At 64.0% G+C, this 22,302-nt stretch carries 21 protein-coding genes; 6 read left to right on the top strand and 15 right to left on the bottom strand.

The window, feature by feature from the left end:
• Nucleotides 1–10: 10 nt before the first annotated feature.
• Genes biuH through AC0L2Y_RS17205 form a run of 4 tightly spaced genes read right to left on the bottom strand, consistent with a single transcriptional unit; the run spans nt 11 to nt 3,925 of the window.
• Nucleotides 11–712, bottom strand: a complete 702-nt coding sequence (biuH, locus tag AC0L2Y_RS17220; protein ID WP_292658819.1) for a biuret amidohydrolase — start codon at nt 710–712, stop codon at nt 11–13.
• Nucleotides 713–726: 14 nt separating this feature from the next.
• Complete coding sequence (locus AC0L2Y_RS17215; RefSeq protein ID WP_352489886.1) at nt 727–1,653, bottom strand: ABC transporter permease; 927 nt, start codon at nt 1,651–1,653, stop codon at nt 727–729.
• Nucleotides 1,653–2,777 carry an ABC transporter permease gene (locus AC0L2Y_RS17210; protein ID WP_473558036.1) on the bottom strand — a complete coding sequence of 375 codons (1,125 nt, stop codon included), beginning with the start codon at nt 2,775–2,777 and terminating at the stop codon, nt 1,653–1,655. The genes AC0L2Y_RS17215 and AC0L2Y_RS17210 overlap by 1 nt, the downstream gene beginning before the upstream one ends.
• 20 nt (nt 2,778–2,797) lie before the next feature.
• A complete protein-coding gene (locus tag AC0L2Y_RS17205) occupies nt 2,798–3,925 on the bottom strand; it encodes a BMP family ABC transporter substrate-binding protein (protein WP_473558033.1) in 1,128 nt (375 codons plus the stop codon).
• A gap of 322 nt (nt 3,926–4,247) precedes the next feature.
• Between AC0L2Y_RS17205 and AC0L2Y_RS17200 the strand changes: the two genes are divergently transcribed.
• Nucleotides 4,248–4,907 (top strand): GntR family transcriptional regulator, encoded by a 660-nt coding sequence (locus AC0L2Y_RS17200; protein WP_352467684.1) that lies wholly within the window; start codon nt 4,248–4,250, stop codon nt 4,905–4,907.
• A gap of 2 nt (nt 4,908–4,909) precedes the next feature.
• On the opposite strand, the gene doeB is transcribed toward AC0L2Y_RS17200, so the two are convergent.
• The 10 genes from doeB to ehuR form a co-directional block, all read right to left on the bottom strand.
• A complete protein-coding gene (doeB, locus tag AC0L2Y_RS17195; RefSeq protein ID WP_473558030.1) occupies nt 4,910–5,911 on the bottom strand; it encodes a N(2)-acetyl-L-2,4-diaminobutanoate deacetylase DoeB in 1,002 nt (333 codons plus the stop codon).
• Nucleotides 5,912–5,916: 5 nt separating this feature from the next.
• Entirely contained in the window at nt 5,917–7,095 is a 1,179-nt protein-coding gene (gene doeA, locus AC0L2Y_RS17190; protein ID WP_473558029.1) for an ectoine hydrolase DoeA, read from the bottom strand.
• A gap of 38 nt (nt 7,096–7,133) precedes the next feature.
• Nucleotides 7,134–8,126 carry a cyclodeaminase gene (locus AC0L2Y_RS17185; protein ID WP_473558027.1) on the bottom strand — a complete coding sequence of 331 codons (993 nt, stop codon included), beginning with the start codon at nt 8,124–8,126 and terminating at the stop codon, nt 7,134–7,136.
• Nucleotides 8,123–9,115: a hydroxyectoine utilization dehydratase EutB gene (gene eutB / locus AC0L2Y_RS17180; RefSeq protein WP_473558024.1), complete on the bottom strand. Its 993-nt coding sequence runs from the start codon at nt 9,113–9,115 to the stop codon at nt 8,123–8,125. Before eutB ends, AC0L2Y_RS17185 begins: the two co-directional genes overlap by 4 nt.
• Before the next feature lie 10 nt (nt 9,116–9,125).
• Nucleotides 9,126–9,899 carry an ectoine utilization protein EutA gene (gene eutA, locus AC0L2Y_RS17175; RefSeq protein WP_473558022.1) on the bottom strand — a complete coding sequence of 258 codons (774 nt, stop codon included), beginning with the start codon at nt 9,897–9,899 and terminating at the stop codon, nt 9,126–9,128.
• The gene (ehuD, locus tag AC0L2Y_RS17170) at nt 9,896–10,555 is read right to left on the bottom strand and encodes an ectoine/hydroxyectoine ABC transporter permease subunit EhuD (RefSeq protein WP_352467665.1); all 660 of its coding nucleotides are present in this window, start codon (nt 10,553–10,555) and stop codon (nt 9,896–9,898) included. The genes eutA and ehuD overlap by 4 nt, the downstream gene beginning before the upstream one ends.
• 16 nt (nt 10,556–10,571) lie before the next feature.
• Nucleotides 10,572–11,231, bottom strand: coding sequence for an ectoine/hydroxyectoine ABC transporter permease subunit EhuC (gene ehuC, locus AC0L2Y_RS17165; protein ID WP_254819481.1), 660 nt, complete (start codon nt 11,229–11,231; stop codon nt 10,572–10,574).
• Between the two features lie 187 nt (nt 11,232–11,418).
• Complete coding sequence (ehuB, locus tag AC0L2Y_RS17160) at nt 11,419–12,270, bottom strand: ectoine/hydroxyectoine ABC transporter substrate-binding protein EhuB (protein WP_352467666.1); 852 nt, start codon at nt 12,268–12,270, stop codon at nt 11,419–11,421.
• A 65-nt stretch (nt 12,271–12,335) separates the two neighbouring features.
• On the bottom strand, nt 12,336–13,121 hold the full coding sequence (gene ehuA, locus AC0L2Y_RS17155; RefSeq protein WP_352467667.1) for an ectoine/hydroxyectoine ABC transporter ATP-binding protein EhuA: 786 nt from the start codon (nt 13,119–13,121) through the stop codon (nt 12,336–12,338).
• Between the two features lie 122 nt (nt 13,122–13,243).
• Nucleotides 13,244–14,629, bottom strand: a complete 1,386-nt coding sequence (ehuR, locus tag AC0L2Y_RS17150; protein ID WP_473558018.1) for a MocR-like ectoine utilization transcription factor EhuR — start codon at nt 14,627–14,629, stop codon at nt 13,244–13,246.
• Between the two features lie 82 nt (nt 14,630–14,711).
• Here ehuR and AC0L2Y_RS17145 point away from each other — a divergent pair, with 82 nt between their 5' ends.
• The 4 genes from AC0L2Y_RS17145 (at nt 14,712) to AC0L2Y_RS17130 (ending at nt 19,629) form a co-directional block, all read left to right on the top strand.
• Nucleotides 14,712–15,203, top strand: coding sequence for an Lrp/AsnC family transcriptional regulator (locus tag AC0L2Y_RS17145; protein WP_473558016.1), 492 nt, complete (start codon nt 14,712–14,714; stop codon nt 15,201–15,203).
• A 408-nt stretch (nt 15,204–15,611) separates the two neighbouring features.
• Nucleotides 15,612–17,105, top strand: coding sequence for an NAD-dependent succinate-semialdehyde dehydrogenase (locus tag AC0L2Y_RS17140; protein WP_473558013.1), 1,494 nt, complete (start codon nt 15,612–15,614; stop codon nt 17,103–17,105).
• A 34-nt stretch (nt 17,106–17,139) separates the two neighbouring features.
• Nucleotides 17,140–18,519 carry an aminotransferase gene (locus AC0L2Y_RS17135; RefSeq protein ID WP_473558011.1) on the top strand — a complete coding sequence of 460 codons (1,380 nt, stop codon included), beginning with the start codon at nt 17,140–17,142 and terminating at the stop codon, nt 18,517–18,519.
• Nucleotides 18,520–18,528: 9 nt separating this feature from the next.
• Nucleotides 18,529–19,629, top strand: coding sequence for an alcohol dehydrogenase family protein (locus AC0L2Y_RS17130; RefSeq protein WP_473558008.1), 1,101 nt, complete (start codon nt 18,529–18,531; stop codon nt 19,627–19,629).
• Between the two features lie 5 nt (nt 19,630–19,634).
• On the opposite strand, the gene AC0L2Y_RS17125 is transcribed toward AC0L2Y_RS17130, so the two are convergent.
• Nucleotides 19,635–21,011: an aspartate aminotransferase family protein gene (locus tag AC0L2Y_RS17125; protein WP_473558006.1), complete on the bottom strand. Its 1,377-nt coding sequence runs from the start codon at nt 21,009–21,011 to the stop codon at nt 19,635–19,637.
• A gap of 150 nt (nt 21,012–21,161) precedes the next feature.
• Here AC0L2Y_RS17125 and AC0L2Y_RS17120 point away from each other — a divergent pair, with 150 nt between their 5' ends.
• Nucleotides 21,162–22,280, top strand: coding sequence for an NAD(P)/FAD-dependent oxidoreductase (locus AC0L2Y_RS17120; RefSeq protein ID WP_473558004.1), 1,119 nt, complete (start codon nt 21,162–21,164; stop codon nt 22,278–22,280).
• The last annotated feature ends 22 nt before the right edge of the window (nt 22,281–22,302 follow it).

Below are 22,302 nucleotides of genomic sequence, written 5' to 3'. Positions count from 1 at the left end.
GATCGTGTCCTCACGGCAGCTGCGCTACGAAGGATGCCGAATTCGACACCGCGCCGAACACGCCGCCCTGCATCTTGATCATCTTGATCGCAGCGAGATGGTTGCCGTAGTCGGTCGCGCCGCAGCAATCCTCCAGCATCACGCATTCGAAGCCGCGATCGTTGGCCTCGCGCATCGTCGTGTGGACACAGACATCGGTGGTGATACCGGTCAGCACGATGTTTTCGATGCCGCGCTGATGCAGGATCAGCTCCAGGTCGGTGGCGCAGAACGAGCCCTTGCCCGGCTTGTCGATGATCGGTTCGCCCGCCGCCGGATAGAGGTCGGGGATGATGTCCCAGCCGGCTTCGCCGCGCACCAGGATGCGACCGCAAGGTCCGGGGTCGCCGATGCCGGCATTGATGCGGCGCGAGCGCCAGCGCTTGTTGGCCGGCAGGTCGGCGAGATCGGGCCGGTGGCCCTCGCGCGTGTGGATGATGGTGTAGCCCTTGGCCCGCATGGCTGCGAGCACCGACTTGATCGGCTCGATCGGCGCCCGCACCAGCGAAAGATCGTAGCCCATATGATCGACATAGCCGCCCGGCCCGCAGAAATCGGTCTGCATGTCGATGATGATCAGCGCCGTATTGTCCGGCCGAAGCTCGCCATTATAGGGCCATGGATAAGGGTCGGCGTCGATGTAGCGCTGGGTGATCTCGGCTCTGGCGTTCATCGGAAAAACTCCAGTCATTTGGTGATCGACAATTCGCCCGGCGCGCCGGCAAGCGAGCGGCTCGGCGACGAGGTGGCGATCATGATGATGAGCGTGAGGATGTAAGGCGCGGCGTAAAAGAGATAGTAGCCCTGCGTCACCCCGACCGATTGCAGTGCCGGGCCTAACGCGCCGGCGCCGCCGAACAACAGTGCCGCCGCAAAGCAGCCAAGCGGATTCCAGCGCGCGAAGATGACCAGCGCCACCGCCATCAGCCCCTGTCCCGACGAAATGCGTTCGGTCCAGCTGCCGGGGTAGTAGAGCGACAGATAGGCGCCGCCGATGCCGGCGAGCGCGCCGCCCACGCCTGTCGCAAGCAGGCGCACGGTGTTGGGATTGAGGCCCATGGCGCGCGCCGCATCGGAGCTGTCGCCGACCACCCGCACGATCAGGCCGGCGCGCGTGTTGCGGAAGGCCCACCATAGAAACACGGCAAGTGCCGCACCAATCAGGAACAGCACGTTGACGTTGAGCGCCGCCTGCACCTGCGGGATATCCGACCAGCCACCGAAGGCGATAGCCGGCAGGTCTGGCGCCGAGGGCTGGATGAACGGCTTGCCGAAGAAGAAGGCGAGACCCGAGCCGAACAGCATCAGTGCGATACCGATGGCGATGTCGTTCACCCCGCGGAATTTGCAGATCCAGCCGTGGAACAGGCCGAAGCAAAGACCGGCACCTGCGGCGGCCAGCAGGCCGAGCCATGGCGAGCCGGTCATCACTGCGACGGCGTAGGCGGTCATGGCACCGAAGACCAGTGTGCCTTCGAGGCCGAGATTGATGCGGCCGGAGCGCTCGGTGATGGCTTCGCCGAGCGAGACGAAGATGAAGGGCGTCGAGACGCGGATGGCGCCGCCGAGAATGGCGAGCGGCACGCCCCACAGGCCGATCTCGGTCGCGTCCATCAGGAACCCCTCTTCCACAGATCGGGATTGAAGACCTTGAAGCGGCCGTAAAAGGTTTCGCTGAACAGGATGACCACGAACAGCATGCCTTGCAGCACCAGCACGGTGGCGTCGGGTAGGTCCATGCGGCGTTGGATCAGCCCGCCGGAAGCGCCGATGCCGCCGAGCAGGAAAGCGACCGGAATGATGGCGAGCGGATTGTGGCGGGCGAGGAAGGCGACGAGGATGCCGGTATAGCCATAGCCGGCGGCGAGCGAGGCGTTGGCGCTGCCTTGTACGGCGCCGACCTCCAGCATGCCGGCCAGCCCGGCGAAGCCGCCGGCCAACCCGGTGAAGCCGACGATCAGCGGCCCGACGGCAAGCCCTTGCACCTGGGCCGCCCTGACATTGCCGCCGGCGATGCGGGCGGCAAAGCCCCAGCGCGTCTTTTCGATCAGCAGCCAGGACAGGACGCAGGCGAGAATGCCGACGACCAGGCCCCAGTGCACGTCCATGCCTGGAATGTTGCCGATGCGGTAGGCGTCCACCAGCGGCTCGGTCGAGGGTTTGTTGAGCGAGGCCGGATCGCGCAGCGGCCCTTCGACCAGATGGTTCATCAGCGCGATGGCGATATAGGCCATCAGCAGGCTGGAGATGGTTTCGTTGACGGCGCGGTAGTGGCGGAGTGCGCCGACGGCACCGATCCAGATGCCGCCGGCGACCACGCCCGCCGCGCCCATCAGCAGGATGACCACAAAAGCCGGCGCGCCATTCGCCGCGACGCCGATGGCGGCGGCGGCAACGCCGCCCAGCACGATCGCGCCCTCGCCGCCAATGACGACGAGTCCGAGCCGTGCCGGCAGCGCCACGCAGAGCGCTGCCAGTAAAAGCGGTGCTGCCCGCGACAGCGAGTTCTGGATCGAGAACCACGAGCCGAAGCCGCCGCGCCACATCGTCTCGTAGAGTTGCAACGGCGATTTGCCGACCAGCGCGATGAACACGCTGAACAGCGCCATGCCGACGATCAGCGCCGCGAGCGGTATGACGAAGGCTTCCGCGCGCCGCGCCGCCCATTCGAGCGCCGCCGGATAATTCCTGGCGCCAAACAGCGCCGGTGCGCCCGCAGTGCTGACCGTGTCTGCCATGGCCCCGTCTCCGATCCGGTTCAGGCGGTCGAACCGACGACGCCCTCGACGAGGTAGTCCATGCTTTCGAGTTCGAGCGCGGTCTCGACGAAGGCCTGGCCCTCGGTCGCGACGACGACGCCCTTGTTGCTCTTCAGCGGACCCTTGATGACGGAAAAGCCGCCTTTCATCATTTCGGCCAGCGTGCCGTCGAACTGCTTGCGGGCGGCGGCGCCAACAGCGGGGCCGAGCGGGCTCATCTTGACGAAGCCGTCGGCCAGGCCGCCGCGCGTGAAATTGGGCAGCGGTGTGCCGGCCACCAGATCGTCGACGAACATCTTGTAGACCTTGGCCCAGTTCCATTCCGCGCCGGTCAGGTATTTTTCCGGCGCCAGCGGGCTCTGGTTGGCATGATAGCCGCAGACGAAGGCGCCACGTCCGGCCGCCGTCTCGACCACCACCTTGGGGCTGTCGACATGGCAAGTGATGACGTCGGCACCCTGGTCGACCAGCGCATTGGTGGCCTCCGCCTCCTTGACCGCCAGCGACCACTCGCCGGTGAAGATCACCTGGCAGGTGATGGTCGGGTCGACCGAGCGTGCGCCGAGCAGGAAGGAATTGATGTTGAGCAACACCTGCGGGATCGGCTTTGCCGCGACGAAGCCGAGCTTCTTGGTCTTGCTGGCGTGGCCGGCGACGACGCCGTTCAGATACTGGCCCATGCCGATATAGCCGAAATAGGAACCGGCATTCATCGGATGCTTGTCCTTGTTCCACATGCCGCCGCAATGGCGGAACTGCACGTCGGGAAATTTCGCGCACATGGCCAGCATGTGCGGATCGAAATAGCCGAACGAGGTCGGGAAGATCAGCGACGCACCGTCGAGATTGATCATCGATTCCATCGTCTTTTGGACGTCGACCGTCTCCGGCACGTTCTCCTCTTCGACGACGGAAATGCCTTCGATCGCCTTCAGCGTGGCGGCGCCTTCGGCGTGCGCCTGGTTGTAGCCGTAATCGTCCTTTGGCCCGACATAGATGAAGCCGACGGTGGCCGTCGCGGCGAAGGCCCTGCTGATCGGAAACGATGCCGACGCAAGGCCGAGCGCAGCTCCGGCGGCGGAAGTCTTGAGCAGGTCGCGGCGGCTAAGCATGAATTTCTCGGACATTGAATGCTCCCTCTGTGGGGCCTTTGGGGCCGGTTAACACCTCAATGAAAGAAGTGTATGCAATCAGCATGCCAGTTTCAGAAATTGGATTTATTCAGCAATATCAATGAGCATGCCGATGTGGACTGCACAAAGCCGGAGCAATTGCATACACTTTTTGCCTTCAAAATCGCCAATTTGACATGAAGGCTAAAACATAGGCATACAGAGCTGCGGAGGAATCGAAGCCGGTGAGTGGCTTACGGCTCTCGCGAAAAGACTGGACGGAGGAGACGTGTCGGGAAAGCGCAATTTGATCAGGTCGGGCACGACCGTCGATCAGATGGTGAGGGCGATCAGCGACCGGATCGTCACCGGCTTCCTGCGTCCCGGCGAAAAGCTCGACGAGGCCTCGCTCGCCGCCCGCTTCGACGTCTCACGCACGCCGATCAGGGAAGCGCTCAGCCGGCTCAGCGCCATGGGGCTGGTCGAAAGGCGACCGAACCGTGGCGCCACCGTCGCCGTGGTGACGCAGGAGCACCTCGCCTCGATGTTCGAAAGCATGGCCGAGCTTGAAGCGATCTGCGCGCGCTTCTCGGCCGAGCGCATGACGGCCGGCGAGCGCCGCACGCTGGAGGCCGAGCATCAGGCATCGGCGCGCTTGGTGCAGCTCGGGGCCGAAGAAGAGTATGAGCTTTTCAACACCGAGTTCCACACCCGGCTCTATCGCGGCGCCCACAGCAAGCACATTTATGAGTTGACCGTCATGACCCGCGGCCGCCTGGCGCCGTTCCGGCGCGCGCAATTCATGCTGCCCGGGCGGCTGGCCCAGTCCTGGCAGGAGCATGACGCCATCGTCACCGCAATCATGCGCGGCGACAGTGCGGCGGCCGGAACAGCCGCCAAGGATCATGTCTCGATCGTCAGCGAGGCGAGCGCCGTCTTTGCCATCGGCGATCGCCCCAAAGGCAAGGCCGAGCCGTTCCCGACATCGGCTTCCTGACGTCAATCGACCAACACGGCGACCACGGCGGCGCAGTCGCCGGCCTTGACCAGCCCCGGAAAATGCCGCGCCGCCAACAGACCGGACATTTTGGCCCGTATCTCCTGCGGAGCGCCGCCGGTGCGGCCGACGGAATGGATGCGTGCCAGTACCTGGTTTTCTGCCACCGGCTCGCCGAGATCGATCATGGTTTCGATCATCCCGTCGTCCTCGGCGAACGAGAAGCAATCGCCCGACGGCATATCGAGCCAGCGGGTCGGCTGCATCTCGACCGCGCCGGCGACGATGCCGGCATGGCGCAGCACGTTGAGCACGCCGCGACGCGCGATCCGCACCGTTTCCGCGCGCGAAGTCCCGCCGCCGCCGAGCTCGGTGGTGATGAACAGCTTGCCCATCTCTTCGGCGGCGGTGTCGAACATGCCGACCGCGTCGATCTCCAGCATCTTCATCGACCATGGTGCGGAGAACGCTTCGACCGCAGCGAATCCTTTCTCCTCCAACACCTTGTCGGGCCGGATGTGGGCGGCGCAGAACGGCACGAAGTCGAGCGTCTTGCCGCCGGAGTGGAAATCGAGCGCGATGTCTGTACGGGGCAGAAGTTCGCGCTGGAAATAGTCGGCGATCTTCTCGGTCACCGTGCCGTCGGGCCGGCCGGGAAAGCTGCGGTTGAGATTGCCCCTATCGATCGGCGAGGTGCGCGTGCCGGCGCGGAACGCCGGATAGTTCATCGCCGGCACGATGATGATCGTGCCGCTTACTTGCTTCGGGTCGAGCGTTCGGGCGAGATCGTAGAGCGCCAGCGGCCCCTCATACTCGTCGCCATGATTGCCGCCGGTCAGCAACGCGCTCGGCCCGTTGCCGTTGCGGATGACGCAGATCGGGATCATCACCGATCCCCAGGCAGAATCGTCGCGGCTGTAAGGCAGCCGCAGGAAACCGTGCTGCACGCCGTCGCGCTCGAAATCGACGGTCGGCGTGATCGGTGATGGACGAAGGCTGGACATCGGGCTCAACTCTTCACCACCAGCTTGCGCGGCACATTGGCCAGGCACTCGACGCCAGTCTCGGTGATCAGGATGGATTCGGTGATTTCCAGCCCCATCGTCTCCAGCCACAGGCCGGTCATGAAATGGAAGGTCATGCCGGGCTTCAGCTCGGTGCGGTCGCCGGGACGCAGGCTCATGGTGCGTTCGCCCCAATCCGGCGGATAGCTAAGCCCGATCGGATAGCCGGTGCGGTTGTCCTTGACGATGCCGTACCTCTTCAGCACCGCGAAGAAGGCATTGGCGATGTCCTCGCACGTGTTGCCGGGCTTGGCCGCGACAAGTCCCGCCTCCATGCCTTCCAGCGTCGCCTTTTCGGCGTCGAGGAACTCCTGCGTCGGTCTGCCGAGGAACACGGTCCGGGAAAGCGGGCAGTGATAGCGGTTGTAGCAGCCGGCAATCTCGAAGAAGGTGCCCTCGCCCGATTTCATCGGCCGGTCGTCCCAGGTCAGATGCGGCGCCGATGCGTCGGCGCCCGACGGCAGCAGCGGCACGATCGCCGGATAGTCGCCGCCGATTCCGTCGACGCCGCGCGTGCCGGCATCGTAGATCTCGGCGACCAGGTCGCATTTGCGCATGCCGACCTCGATCTTGTCGACGATGCGCTGGTGCATCGCTTCGACGATGCGGGCGGCTTTGCGCATGTAATCGATTTCGGTCGGGCTCTTCACCGCGCGCTGCCAGTTGACCAGTGCAGTGGCATCGACGAAGCGGGCATTGGGCAAATGCTTCTGCAGCGATGCGAACGCAGCGGCCGAGAACCAGTAATTGTCCATCTCGACACCGATGCTGAGCTTCCCCCAGCCGCGATCGGAGAGCACGCTGGACAGAAAATCCATCGGATGGCGCTCGGTCGACTGCACGTAGTTGTCGGCATAGCCGACGATGTTGTCGTGCGCCAGATAGGCGGTGCGCTTTGCGCCGTTGGCGTCCTGGCCGCGGCCGTACCACACCGGCTCGCCCGACGGCGGCACGATGACGGCCTGGTGCACATAGAACGACCAGCCGTCATAGCCGGTCAGCCAGGCCATGTTGGACGGATCGCTGACGATCAACAGATCGACGCCCTTGGCCTCCATCGACTTCCGCGTCTTGGCGAGGCGCTCCGCATATTCGCCGCGCGAGAATTTCAAACTGGGCTGCATTGTTCTTGGTCCTCGTTTGTTGGGCCTTGCGGCCAGCATCAGCTTTCGAAAATCGTACCGGTCTTGGCCGCACGCGCACGGTCGCGGGCGAGCGTGGCGATTGCCGTGTCCTGCACACCGGTGCCGGTCAGATCGGTGACGGTGATGTCGCTGTCCGAACGCCGGCCATGCCTTTCGCCGGCGATGATGTGGCCAAGCTCGGTGATCTCGGCATCGGCCGCCATCACGCCCGCCGCGATAGCATGGTGCAGTTCGCCCAGCCGCCGCGTCTGCTTGGCGCTATCGGCGACGTAGAGATCGGCCATGCGCAGGATCGCCGGCGCGATCTCGTTCTTGTGCTCGGCATCCGAGCCCATCGCGGTGATGTGCTGGCCGGCGGAGACGAAGCCGGCCTTGATCAGTGGCTCGGTCGACGGCGTCGTGGTGACGATGATGTCGGCATCGGCCGCAGCCTTTGCCGCGTCCGGTTCGGCGTGAACGGCGATGCCCAGTCTTTCGGACAATGCGTCCGCCGCGGCTTCGGCCTTGGCGGCATCCCTTGCCCAGATGCGAGCCTCGGTGATCGGCCGCACCAGCATCAGCGCCTCGAGCTGCAGTCCGGCCTGAACACCGGCGCCGAAGATCGCGGCAATGGAAGAGTCCGCCCGCGACAGATGTTTGGCGGCGACCGCGCCGGCGGCGGCCGTGCGGATGTCGGTGAGATAGCCATTGTCGAGCAGCAGCGCCTCGACCAGCCCGGTTTTCGCCGACAGCAACACCATCATGCCATTGACGCTGGGCAGGCCGAGCTTGGGATTATCGAAAAAGCCGGGGCTGATCTTGATCGCAAAACCATCGATGCCCGGCACATAGGCGGTCTTGACGTCGACCTCGCCGCGATGCTCTGGAATGTCCAGCCGCAGGATCGGCGGCATCGCCACCGGCAAGGTAGCGAGCGCCCGGAACGCGTTCTCGACGCAGGCGACGGCATCAAGATCGAGCTTCACGATGTTGCGCAATTCGGCTTCGGTGAGGATCGTCATACGGCTCATGCTGCGCTCTCCGCAATTGCTTCGCCGCAGATGATCTTGCGGTGCAGTGTCATATCGATGTTGCGGCCGGACAGAACGAGCACCGTCGGGCCATTCGCCTTGACCTTGCCGGCAAGCACGGCCGCGATGCCAACCGCGCCGGCGCCTTCGACGATCTCGCGCTCCTGCTCATAGGCAAGGCGGATGCCGGTGGCGATCTCGTCCTCGCCGAGCAGGATCACATCGTCGAGCAGGTCGCGGCACATGGAAAAGGTCAGCCGGTTGTCGAGGCCGATGCCGCCGCCAAGCGAGTCGGCCAGCGTCGGCAGTTCCTCGACCAGCACCGGGTGCCCGGCATCGAGGCTTGCCTTCATCGCCGCACCACGCGCCATCGAAACACCCACCACCTTCGTCGCCGGGCTGACGCCCTTGACGGCAGCGGCAACGCCAGCCGCCAGCCCGCCGCCGGAAAGCGGCACCAGCACAAGGGCGGCATCAGGAACCTGTTCGATAATCTCCAGCCCGAGCGTGCCTTGCCCGGCGACAATGGCGGGATGGTCGAAAGGCGGCAGCATGATCAGCCCGTCTTCGGCGACCAGCCGCTCGACCTCCTGCTGCGCATCGTCCTGGCTATTGCCGACGATGCGGATCTCGGCGCCGAGCCGGCGGATTTCGTCGAGCTTGTTCTGCGGCACCAGCCGCGACATGCAGATCGTCGCGTGGATACCTTGCAGTTGAGCGGCATAGGCCAGCGCCCGGCCGTGATTGCCTGTCGAGGCAGCGACGACGCCACGCGTCCTCTCCTCTTCTGTCAGCGAGGCGATAGCGTTCGAGGCACCACGCAGCTTGAAGGCGCCGGTGGTCTGCCGATGTTCGAGCTTGAGATAAACAGGCTCGCCCAAGTGCTGGGAAAGACTCCGGGAAGTGACGGTCGGCGTACGCTCGACCTTGCCCGCGATGCGCTCGCGCGCGGCGCAGATATCGGAGAGGCCTATCCTGGACGTGGTCATGGCTCTGCAATCAGTTCAACGGCAGCGTCATCAGACGGCCGAATTCAGGGCGCGACATCTCATCTCCGCAGAGCCGCAGGCAATTCCAGGCCGTCGCCTGGTTGCTGGTGACGACGGGGCGGCCGATAGCCTCTTCCGTACCGACAACTGCCGCCGCCGACCGCAGCGCCGTGCAGGACACGAACAGCGCGTCGGCCTGCGGGGCCGTCATCTCGCGGGCCAGATCGACCAAGGATTTCGGTGCAATCCGCGCCATCTCGCGGTCGTCCTTGAAGCCGAGGCAAGTGAAGCTGACGATTTCGAATCCATGCTCGGTGAAATAGGCCGCCATCGGCCGGCTGGTCTCGACCGTATAGGGAGTGAGGATGCTGATCGTCCTGGCGCCCAGCGCCTTCAGGCCGCGCACCGCGGCCATCGGCGGCGTGACCACCGGCACGCCGGGCTTGGCGGCCTGCACCGCCGCCTCGATTTCGGCATCGCCGATCACGACAGAAGCCGAGGTGCAGGAATAGCAGATCGCATCGAGCGGCTCGTCGGGCAGGATCAGGGCCGCAGCCGCCGTCAGTGACGGCTGCATCTTGCGCAAATTGTCCGGCGTCGTCGGGTTAGCGTAGGGAATACGCGCGACATAGACGCCGATATGATCGCTTGCCACCATGCGGTGAAAATCCGGTTCGCTCGTATGGTCGGTTGCGAGGACGATCAGGCCGACCCGCTTTTCCAGCGGACGCGCATCGAGCGCCGGCCGGGCCGAGTGGAGGCGAATATCGAGTGCAGCGCTCATCGTTCGATCCGCCCATAACGGTGTTCCAGCCAGCGCAGCAGCACCACCGAGAACAGGCTGATGGCGAGGAAGAAGGCGCCGACCAAGGTGATCGGTTCGATATACCGATAATAGGTATTGGCGACGCTCTTGGCCTGGTTCATCAGTTCCAGCACGGTGATCGCCGACAGCAGCGGCGTCTCTTTGAACATGGCGATGAAATAATTGGCAAGCGCCGGGATCATCGGCGGAATTGCCTGCGGAATGATGATGTGCGTCCAGGTCTGGGTGGCGTTCAGGTTGCAGGCCTTGGCCGCTTCCCACTGACCGCGCGGAACATTATCGATGCCGGCGCGGTAGACCTCGGCCGTGTAAGTGCCGTAATGCAGCCCGAGACCGATGACGCCCGCCACCAGCGGCGGCAACAGGACGCCGAAATCCGGCAGCACGTAGAAGATGAAATAGAGCTGCACCAACAGCGGCGTGCCACGGATGAACTCGGCAAGGAACCCGACAGTGCGTGACAGAGCCCTGTTCGGTGACCGGCGCGCCAACGCGATGCCCAGCCCAACGATGGCCGCCAGCACCGAGCCGAGCAGCGTCGCCAGGATGGTGATCTTCACCCCCTCGATCAGCGTCGGCAGGATCTGCCGGACAAAATCCCAATCCCATTCCATTATCAGGCCCGCTCCATCAGACGCGCACCCCGTCGAGGCCGCGCGCCATCCGGCGTTCCAGCGACCGCACGCCCCATGAGATGAGCAGCGCCAGCACGAAATAGATGACGAGGATGGTGCTGAACGGCACCAGTGTATTGCCGGTCTGCGAGCGCACCACCTGCGCCTGGAAGGTCAGGTCGGCGAGCGAGATCAGCGAAACGACGGCGGTGGCCTTGAGCAGCTCGATGGCGTTGTTGCCGAAGGTAGGCAGCATCACCAGAAGCGCCTGCGGCAGGATGATATGGCGCATGGCTTGCCAGCGGCCGAGATTGAGCGCGGTGCAGGCCTCATATTGTTCGCGGCCGATCGACTTGATGGCGCCGCGCACCACTTCCGCCGCATAGGCCCCGACATTCAGGCCCAGCGCCAGCACGCCGGCCTGCAGCGGCGTCAGCGAAATGCCGGCAAAAGGCAGCACGAAATAGGCCCAGAACAGCTGCACGAAGATCGAGGTGCCGCGGAAGAACTCGATATAGGCGGTGGCCAGCGCGCGTAGCACGAAAAACCGCGACAGCCGCCCCAGTCCGGCAAGAAAGGCCATGACCAAGGCAAGCACCGACCCCATCAACGTCAATTCGATGGTGACAAGCGCTCCTTGCAATATCAGGCCGAAATAGCCGGACCATTGGGTCATTGGTCGAAAGGGCTCCGCATTGAATATTTGGCGAGGCGATCACTTCAGGTTCCTTCTCCCCGTTCGCGGGGAGAAGATGCCGGCAGGCAGATGAGGGGCAGCGCGAACCAACCAGAGTGTGGCGACGCCCCTCATCCAGCCCTTCTGGCCACCTTCTCCCGTCAACGGAGAGAAGGAAAGAACGCGCCTACTTCGCCGAGCAGAGCTTGTCGCGGCTCGTCGACATCGCCGCCGCCGCCGAGAAGCCGTAGGGTTCGATGATCTTGGCGAACTCGCCGGACTTCTTCAGCTTCGCCAGCTCGACATCATAGGCGTCGCGCAGCGCTTCGTCGCCCTTCTTGAAGGCCGCGCCGTCGCAATAGACCGGCGCACCGACCACCGGCGCGATGACTTCGAGGTTCGGATCATTGGCTTTCTTGACCAGGTCGTTGATCGACAGCACGGGCAGCGAATAGGCATCGATGCGGCCGTCCTGCAGCATCTTCAGGCCGCTCTGGCCGTCCGGCACGACAATGACGCGCTCGCGCGGCACACCTGCGGTAAGCGCCAGCTTTTCCTCGGTGCCGCCACCCGGTGCGCCGATCGTCGCGCTGGTGTCCTTGGCGACGTCCTCGTAGCTCTTGAAGCCCTTCGGGTTGCCCTTCTTCACCAGCATCGCCTCGGCGTCGCACAGCACCGGTTCCGAATAGGCGACCGCAGCACAACGTTCCGGCTTCATGAACAGGCCAGCGGTGACGACGTCGAAACGGCCGGCCTGCAAGCCGGGGATCATGGCGCCATATTCCGAAATCGAGGCGACGATATCGTTGACGCCAAGGCGTTTGAAGATTTCACGGGCAACGTCAGGCGCCGCACCCGAAACCTTGCCGTCGGCAGCGACCGCCGTATAGGGCGGCTCGTTGGCGATGGCGACGCGGGCAAAGCCTTGCGCCTTGAGCTCTTCGAGCTTGCTGTCATCGGCAGAGCCGGGCGTCGAGGCGGCCAGCACCGCCGTCAGGGCGACACCGGCGACGCCGGCCAAAATGGCAAATTTCTTCATTGTTCCCAACTCCTTGTTTGTCTGTCTTCTTGGCTTGCTTGAGGCGTCGCCGCCTCGCATGGCAGTCAGACCCGATGTCCGGCCGCAATGATCTTCTTCAGGAAACCTTGCGTGCGCTCCTGTTTGGGATGGCGGAAAATCTCGTCGGGCTTGCCCTCCTCGACTATTCTGCCACGGTCGAAGAACAGCACCCGGTCGGCGAAGTCATGGGCGAAACCCATCTCGTGGGTGACCAGCAGCATGGTCATGTCGGTCTCGGCGGCGAGCTTGCGCATGACGTTGAGCACCTCGTCGACGAGTTCCGGGTCGAGCGCCGAGGTGACCTCGTCGAACAGCATGATCTTCGGCGACAGCGCCAGCGCGCGGGCAATCGCGACGCGCTGCTTCTGGCCGCCGGAAAGCTGCGCCGGCATCGCTTTGGCCTTGTCGACCATTCCCACCATGTCGAGCAGCTCCATCGCCCGCTTCTCGGCAGCGGCCCGCGGCACGCCTTTGGTCAGCATCGGTGCCAGCGTCACATTGTCGATGACGCATTTGTGCGGAAACAGATTGAACAGTTGGAAGACCATGCCGATCTTCTGGCGCATCTTTGCCAAATGCCGTTCATCGGCCGCCAGCAGCCGGCCGTTACGCTCCATGTGATACAGCTGCTCGCCGTCGACCTGGATGTGGCCGCTGTCGATACGCTCTAGCGTCATCAGGATGCGCAGGATCGTCGTCTTGCCCGAACCCGATGGGCCGATCAGCGCCAGCTTCTCGCCGGGCATGACTTGCATGGAGAGGCCGTCCAGCACCTTGAAGGTGCCGAAGCTTTTCGAAATGCCGTCGATCTTGATAATGGGCGCCGACAATGAATTTCCCGTGCTGGAGAAGCGATGCCTTTAACGATGCGGACCGCGGCAAATCATGTCAATCAAGAAAATAATATCATGACAATATTTCGGATTCCGCACAATTTCCCACCATTTGTCGCCTAGATCGCAAGCAGGAGATGCTCGGGATCGCCGAGCAGCAGCTTGGTGACAACGCCGAGACCGGCACGCAGTTCCCCCTCCGTGGTCGAGCCAAGCGAAATCCGCACAGCTGGATGCCAAGGCGTCTGCGAAATGCGAAACGACGTGCCGGGCGCAATCGCCACCCCCTGCAGGCGGGCCTGGGAAACAAAGCTTTCCTCGCCGCGATCATCCGGCAGTTGCAGCCAGACATGCAGCCCGTCGCGGTGAGCGCGATAGTCCACTCCGGCAAGCACCTCGGCGGCGATGTCCAGACGCCGCCGCAAAGCCAGGCGCTGCCATCGCACGAGTTCCATCGCGGTGCCGTCGGTCACCCATTTGGTGGCGATCTCGGCCACCAGCGGCGTCGCCATCCAGTTCGAGACGAGGTGGCGATTGGCGACCGCGGCGACATAACGATCGGGCGCCGCGAGATAGCCGATGCGCAGGCCCGGCACCACGATCTTGGTGAAGGAGGTGACGTAGAGCGTGCGCTCGGGCGCGAAGGCGGCGACCGGCGGCGGCCGGTCCTCGACCAGCGGGCCGAGGACGTCGTTTTCGATGATGGCGATGTCATGCCTGCGCGCAACGGCGGCAATCTGTTCGCGCCGGCCGGCATCCATCAGCGTGGCCGTCGGGTTGATCACCGACGGCTGGACAAACACGGCGCGGATGTCGGACAGCCGGCAGGCCTCGTCCAGCGCTTCCGGGATCAGCCCATTATCGTCGATCGGCAAACCCTCGAGGTTGAAGCCGAGATAACGCGCCAGCGGGATCAGCGTGTGGTGGCCGATCGCCTCGGTGGCGACGGTCGAGCCGGGCGGCGCCACGCTCATCAGCGCCACTGTCATCCCTGCGGTGGCGCCGTTGGTCAGGCTGATGTTCTGCGGCGACACGTCGAGGCCGCAGAGGCGTAGCCACTCGACACCCACCGCGCGGTGGCGCGGGAACACCATGTTCGGCCTGAACGACAGCGCCGAGCTCGACGGCAGGTTTTCGGCGAGCCAGCCCAGCGCCTGCCTCAGCCGTTCCAGATGCATCGGTTCGCAGACCGGCTTCAGGATGGAGAGGTCGATGACCTCGCCCAGCCGCTCCGGCAGATAGGGCGGCTCCGGTTCGCGGCGCTGTGTCTGCACGAAGCTGCCGCGGCCGACCTCGCCGGACACCAGCCCGCGGCGGATCAGCTCCTCATAGGCGCGGCTGACCGTCTGCACGGAAAGTTTGAGATCGTCGGCCAGCTGCCGATGCGTCGGCAAGCGAGCGCCATTGGCCAGGCGCCCGTCATGGATGGCGCGCGCGAACTGGTCGGCGAGCGATTGATAGGCCGGCCGCCGGATAAGAGCGGGATCTGGTCGCCAAAATGTCATGACTTATTAGAGATCGAAATCAGTGCAATTGACAATCGAAATAATGCGCCGTCATGGTGTCGGGCAGTGGAAGTGGACGATCATGGCTGCAGCGAAACTCGATCCGATCGATCTGAAAATCCTCGACGCCATCCAGCGCGACGGGCGCATCACCAAGCTGGCGCTGGCCGAGAAGGTCGGCCTGTCGCCGACGCCTTGCTGGATGCGGCTGCGTAAGCTGGAAAAGGCCGGCATCGTCTCGGGCTATCACGCCAGGATCGCCATGCGCTCCATCGCGCCGGTCGCCACCGTGCTGATGGAGGTGACGCTTGCCAGCCACCGCCAGGCCGATTTCGACCGTTTCGAGCGCGTCATCCGCGACATCCGCGAGATCGTCGCCTGCTGGTCTGTCGGTGGCGGCGTCGATTACCTGCTGAAAGTCATGGCGCGTGACATCGACGCCTATCAGCGGCTGGTCGACACCCTGCTCGAACACGAGATCGGCATAGACCGCTATTTCACCTACATCGTCACCAAGACGGTGAAGGAGGAGAGTGTGCTGCCAGTGGCGGATCTGTTGCCGGCGTCTTCGTGAGGCTGATCTCTCGGACCACAGGTCTAGGAGGTTGGCCGCTGACCCACGCGGCTTCGTCATCCTGGGGCGGAGCAAGGAGCGAAGCGACGCGGCGCAGACCCCAGGATCCATTGCGTGACATCAGGGCGCCGCGACGGTGCAGAATTCTGCTCCGCTGCATCCTTAGCAGAGGTTACGGCATGGGTCCTTGGGTCTGCGCTCGGCTTCGCCTCGCTCCGCCCAAGGATGACGAGGCTGAGGAGGTTCAGTCAATCTCGAAGGTTTGTGTTCTGCCGCACGACCAGAGAGATCGTCCGTTCCGGTAGACCTAAAGAGACAATCTCTCTACACGCAAGCGCCCAAACAGCCTCTCTGTCCGCCGCAGACGAATAATATTCCCGTATCACTCCGAACCGGGAGACCTTGAACATGTCCGCACATTTTGCCCGCTCGCACCGCCATGAGGCGCTTGATCGCCTCGCCGACCGACGGCTGCTGCGCGAACTCGCCTATGTCGATGGCCACTGGACGGCGAGCGAGACCGCGGAGAGTTTCGAGGTGACCGATCCGGCCACCGGATCCACCGTCGCTTTCGTTGCGGCGCTCGATGCACGGCAGACGACATTGGCGATCGATGCGGCATCGCGCGCCTTTCCTGCCTGGCGCGCATTGCTGCCGCAGGAACGGTCGAAAATCTTGCGAAAATGGTTCGATCTGATCGTCGCCGCCAAAAATGACCTGGCCCTGCTGATGACGCTCGAACAGGGCAAGCCGCTGAAGGAATCGCTCGGCGAGATCGACTACGCCGCCTCTTTTGTCGAGTGGTATGCCGAGGAAGCCAAACGCCTCAACGCCGAAAGCGTCACCAGTCATCTGCCTGATACCGAGATGATGGTGCGGCGCGAGCCGCTCGGCGTCGTCGGCGTCGTCACGCCGTGGAATTTTCCCGCGGCCATGCTGACCCGCAAGGCGGCGGCCGCCCTCGCCGCCGGCTGCACCATCGTCGCGCACCCCTCGTCGGAAACGCCGCTGTCGGCACTGGCGCTAGCCGAACTTGGCGAGCGCGCTGGCGTGCCGGCTGGCGTGTTCAACGTTCTCACCGGCAAGGCTTCGACCATCGTTGGGCGGATGTGCGAAGACCCGCGCGTTCGCGCCATGAGCTTCACCGGCTCGACCGAGATCGGCAAATTGATCGCCGCGCAAAGTGCGCCGACGATGAAGCGTCTGGTGATGGAGCTTGGCGGTCATGCGCCGCTGATCGTCTTCGCCGACGCGGATCTCGACAAGGCTGTGACCATCGCCGTCGACGCCAAATTCGCCACCTCCGGCCAGGACTGCCTCGCCGCCAACCGCATCTATGTCCAGCGTCCGATATACGATCGGTTCTGCGCTGCTTTCGCTAAACGCGTCGAGGCATTGCGGGCCGGCAATGGCCTCGCTGACGACACTGAAATCGGGCCGCTGATGCACGAGCGCGCCGTCAAGAAGGTCGAGGAGCAGGTGGCCGATGCGCTCGCCAAAGGCGCGCGTTGCCTGACTGGCGGCAAGCGCCATGCGGCCGGGCCGCTGTTCTATCAGCCGACCCTGCTGGCCGATGTTGACGACGATGCCCTGATCATGCGCGATGAGACCTTCGGTCCGGTCGCAGCGGTGACGCCCTTCGACGGCGAAGACGAAGTGATCGCCCGCGCCAACGCCACGGAATACGGCCTCGTCGCCTATGTCGTCACTGAAAACGGCGGCCGCCAATTGCGCATGGGCCGCGCGCTCGATTATGGCATGGTCGCCATCAACCGGGTCAAGATCACCGGCGCGCCGGTCCCGTTCGGCGGCGTCAAGCAGTCCGGCATCGGCCGGGAGGGCTCGCGTCACGGGCTCGAAGCCTTTACCGATCTCAAATATCTCTGCCTCGACGTGGCGTGAGCCGCGCCCGACACATTTTCCTCAGGAGTAAAAAATGCTCGACCAGTCAAACGAACTCGCCGCCTGGGATCGCGATCACTTCTTCCATCCCTCGACCCATATGGGAACGCACGCGCGTGGCGAGAGCCCGACGCGTGTGATTGCCGGTGGTGAAGGCGTTACCATCTGGGACAATAACGGCAGGAAGAGCATCGATGCCTTCGCCGGGCTCTATTGCGTCAATGTCGGTTATGGCCGCCAGAAGATCGCCGACGCCATCGCCGCACAGGCCAAGAATCTCGCCTATTACCACGCCTATGTCGGGCACGGCACCGAGGCGTCGATCACGCTCTCCAAGATGATCATCGACCGCGCGCCGCAAGGCATGTCGAGGGTCTATTTCGGGCTCTCCGGTTCCGACGCTAACGAAACCAACATCAAGCTGATCTGGTACTACAACAACGTGCTCGGCCGGCCCGAGAAGAAGAAGATCATCTCGCGCTGGCGCGGCTATCACGGCTCCGGCATCATGACCGGATCGCTGACCGGCCTCGACCTGTTCCACAATGCCTTCGACCTGCCGCGTGCGCCGGTGCTGCACACCGAGGCACCCTACTATTTCCGCCGAGCCGACCGCTCGCTGAGCGAGGGGCAATTTTCGCAATACTGTGCCGACAAGCTCGAGGAGATGATCCTGGCCGAAGGGCCGGAAACCGTCGCCGCCTTCATCGGCGAGCCGATCCTCGGCACCGGCGGCATCGTGCCGCCGCCAGCCGGCTACTGGGAAAAGATCCAGGCGGTGCTGAAGAAGTACGGCGTGCTGCTGGTCGCCGACGAGGTCGTCACCGGCTTCGGCCGATTGGGTACCATGTTCGGCTCCGACCATTACGACATCAAGCCCGACCTGATCACGATCGCCAAGGGCCTGACCTCGGCCTATGCGCCGCTCTCCGGCGTCATCGTCTCCGACAAGGTGTGGCAGGTGCTCGTCCAAGGCTCCGACAAGCTCGGCTCGCTCGGCCATGGCTGGACCTATTCGGCGCATCCGATCTGCGTTGCCGCCGGCGTCGCCAATTTGGAACTGATCGACGAGATGGACCTGGTCAGGAACGCCGGCGAGACCGGCGCCTATTTCCGCGCCGAGCTGACGAAAGCCGTCGGTGGCCACAAAAACGTCGGCGAGGTCCGCGGCGACGGCATGCTCGCGGCAATCGAGTTCGTCGCCGACCGGGACGACCGTGTCTTCTTCGACGCCTCGCAAAAGATCGGACCGCAGGTCGCGACCGCCCTTGCGGCAAGCGGCGTCATCGGCCGCGCCATGCCGCAGGGCGACATTCTCGGTTTTGCGCCGCCGCTCTGCCTGACGCGGCAAGAGGCCGACGTCGTTGTCTCCAAGACGGCCGATGCGGTGAAGAGCGTGTTTGCCAATATCTGAAGAACCGACATGAATGCCATGACGAAGACCATCCCCGCCACCATGGCCGCCGTGCAATTGATCGGGCACGGTGGGCCGGAAAAGCTCGTCTACCGCACCGACGTCAAAGTACCCTCGCCCGCCCCTGGTGAGGTGCTGGTCAAGGTCACCGCTTGCGGTATGAACAACACCGATGTCTGGGTGCGCCAGGGCGCCTACGGCACTGAGGAGGATGCAGCCGCCGTGTCGACATGGCGGCGGCAAGGCAACACACTGACCTTCCCGCGTATCCAGGGCACCGACACGGTCGGCAACATCGTCGCCGTTGGCGACGGCGTGTCGCCGGCCCGCATCGGCGAACGGGTGATGGTCGATTTCTCCATCTACAATCGTGACGACGATTCATTGGCCGACATCGACTATATGGGCCACGGCCGCGACGGCGGCTATGCCGAATACCAGGCCGTGCCGGCCGAGAATGCCCATGTCGTCAGCACCGACCTGACCGACGTCGAACTTGCCACATTCTGCTGCGCCTATCTCACCGGCGAGCAGATGCTGGAACGCGCCGCATTGAAAGCCGGCGAGCGTGTGCTGGTCACCGGCGCCTCGGGCGGCGTCGGCTCAGGCATCGTGCAGCTGGCGCGGGCACGCGGCGCCATTCCCTATGCCATTGCCGGCAAGGGCAAGGAACAGGCGGTGCGGGATATCGGCGCCGAGGCGGTGATCACCCGTGGCGTTGCCGATCTGCCGGCCGCCGTCAGCGCTGCGACCGAGGGCCAGCCGATCGACGTGGTGGCCGATCTGGTCGGCGGCGCGATCTTCAACGACCTCCTGCGCATCTTGAGGCCGGAAGGCCGCTACACCACGGCTGGTGCAATTGCCGGCCCGGTCGTGCAGCTGGATCTGCGCACCATGTACCTGAAACAGCTGCAACTGCATGGCTCGAGCCAGGGCACGCGGGCGGACTTCCGCCGCATCGTGCGCTACATCGAGGAGAAGAAGATCCGGCCGCTGGTCGGCGGCGTCTACAAGCTGTCCGATTTCCATCGCGCCCAGGCCGATTTCGTGGCCAAGGACTTCGTCGGCAAGCTGGTCGTCGTGCCGGATGCGGTCGGCGTCGCTAAATAGCGCGATCAGCTCTGTGATCCAACCTGTTTGGCGGCGGCTTCCAGCGACCGTTCAAACGCGTCGATCACCTGGTCGACCTGCGGCTCGGTGATGATCAGCGGCGGGCAGAAAGCCAGCGCATCGCCCATATTGCGGGAAATGACGCCGTTCTGCTGCATGAACCCGTTGACGAGCCCGCCCAAGGCACCGACCGTGTTCCACGGCGCCTTGTTCGCCTTGTCGCCGACCAGTTCGACCGCCGCAATCAGGCCGATGCCGCGCACCTCGCCGACAAGCGGGTGCGAAGCGAGATCGCGCAGCCGCTTCTGCATGTGCGCACCGACGGTGCGCGCATTGCCGACGAGATCGCGCTCCTCGATCAGCTTCAGGTTCTCGAGCGCGACCGCAGCCGCGACGGGATGGCCGCCGCCGGTGAAACCGTGGCCGAAGGTGCCGATACGATTGCTTTCATCGGCGATCGGCTCGAATACCTTTTCGTTGATCAGCAGGGCTGAGATCGGCAAATAGGAGGAAGAGATCTGCTTTGACAGCACCATGATGTCGGGCCTGATACCGAAGGCCTGCGAGCCGAACATCTCACCTGTTCGGCCAAAGCCGCAGATCACCTCGTCAGCGACAAGCAGGATATCGTATCTCGACAGCACCGCCTGTATCTTCTCCCAGTAGCCGGAAGGCGGAACGATAACGCCGCCGGCGCCCATGATCGGTTCGCCGAAAAAGGCGGCGATGGTTTCCGGTCCTTCGGCGAGGATCAGTCTTTCCAGCTCGTCGGCAAGCCGTGTCGAAAAAAGCTCTTCGCTTTCACCCGGCAGCGCCTCGCGCCAATGGTGCGGCGTCGAGGTATGCAGCACATTGGCAATCGGCAGATCGAACGAAATGTGGTTGTTGGGCAGTCCGGTCAGGCTTGCCGAGGCGATGGTGACGCCGTGATAACCCTTCTTGCGGCTGATGATCTTCTTGCGCGCCGGCTGGCCGAGCGCATTCGACCGGTACCAGATCATCTTCATGGCCGTATCGTTGGCCTCTGAGCCGGAATTGGTGAAATACGCCTTGCTCATCGGCACCGGCGCCATCTGCACCAGTCTCTCGGCGAGATCGATCAGCGGCGAATGCGATTTGGAGCCGAAATCGTGATAGTAAGGCAGCTTCGACATTTGCCGTACCGCCGCATCGACCAGCCGCTTCTCCGAAAAACCGACCGCGACGCTCCAAAGCCCGGCCATCGCCTCGATATAGCGGTTGCCGGCAAGGTCCTCGACATAGATGCCGTCGCCCTTCTCGATGACGAGCGGCCCCGACTCCTGATGTTTGCGGGCATTCGTATAGCCATGCATGTGAAAGCTTATGTCGCGGGCTTCGGGAGAATTCGGTCGTGCGTCCATTGGGGGCTCCTGTGCTGCACGCGGGTCCGCATCGGAAGGTTCGCGTGCATTATGCGTTTGATGCATCTTTCCCGAACGATATAGTGTCAAGGGCTTTCGACAGGGCCAGCGGATGGATGGACACATGCAGAACTTCGGCTTGACCTGACCGTGGACCATGTCGACTGCATTGTCGCCGGCGCCGGCGTTGTGGGCTTGGCGATTGCGCGAGAGATGGCGCAGCGCGGTATCGACACGCTGGTCCTGGAAGCCGAGAGCGCTATCGGCACCGGAATAAGTTCGCGCAACTCCGAGGTCATCCATGCCGGCCTCCACTATCCGGTTGGATCGCTGAAGGCCCAGCTCTGCGTGGCGGGCCGGGAAAGACTCTATCGCTATTGCGAGGAGCGGGCGATCCCACACGCGCGCTGCGGCAAGCTCATCGTCGCGACGAATGCCGAACAGGAGCCGGTGCTCGCCTCCATCCGGGCCAATGCACGCGCTTGCGGCGCCGGCGAGCTGGTGCCGTTGCGCGAAGCCGAGGCGCGTGCGCTGGAGCCCAGCCTTAAGTGCACGGCGGCGCTGCTGTCGCCGGCCACCGGGATCATTGACAGCCACGCCCTTATGCTTGCGCTGTTGGGCGACGCAGAGGAGCACGGGGCGGCACTCAGCATCAACACCCGCGTCGCCTCCGGCCGCATCGAAGCGGGCCGCGTCGTGCTCGAGACGGTGGACGCTGCCGGCGGCGAACGCTTCGAGATCGCCGCCACGCGCTTCGTCAACGCTGCCGGGCTTGGCGCCGCAGCACTTGCCGGTTCGCTCGACGGGCTCGATCAGCAATTTGTGCCAAAGCTCCATTATGCCAAGGGCAATTATTTTTCGGTGGTCGGCCGGGCGCCCTTCTCGCGATTGGTCTATCCGGTGCCCGAACCCGGCGGGCTCGGTGTTCATCTGACGCTCGATCTCGACGGCGTCACCCGCTTCGGGCCGGACGTCGAATGGATTGATCAACTCGAATATCGCGTCGATCCAGCTCGTGGCGCGCGTTTCTACAGCGAGATCCGCAAATACTGGCCGGATCTGGCCGATGGCAGCCTGCAGCCCGCTTACAGCGGCATCCGGCCAAAACTGTCTGGTCCCGGTGAGGCCAATGCCGACTTCGTCATCCAGGACGTGGCGGTGCACGGCGTGGATAGCCTGGTCAACCTGTTCGGCATCGAAAGCCCCGGCCTGACCTCCTGCCTGGCCATTGCCGACCATGTCGCGCAGTGTCTCGCGCCGAAGTTGTAGCGTGCGGCGCCCGCGCCACGAT

The sequence above is a fragment of the Mesorhizobium sp. WSM4830 genome (genome assembly GCF_055811495.1).
The sequence above is the reverse complement of the archived record's forward strand: the minus strand, read 5'-3'. Positions and strand labels throughout refer to the sequence as shown.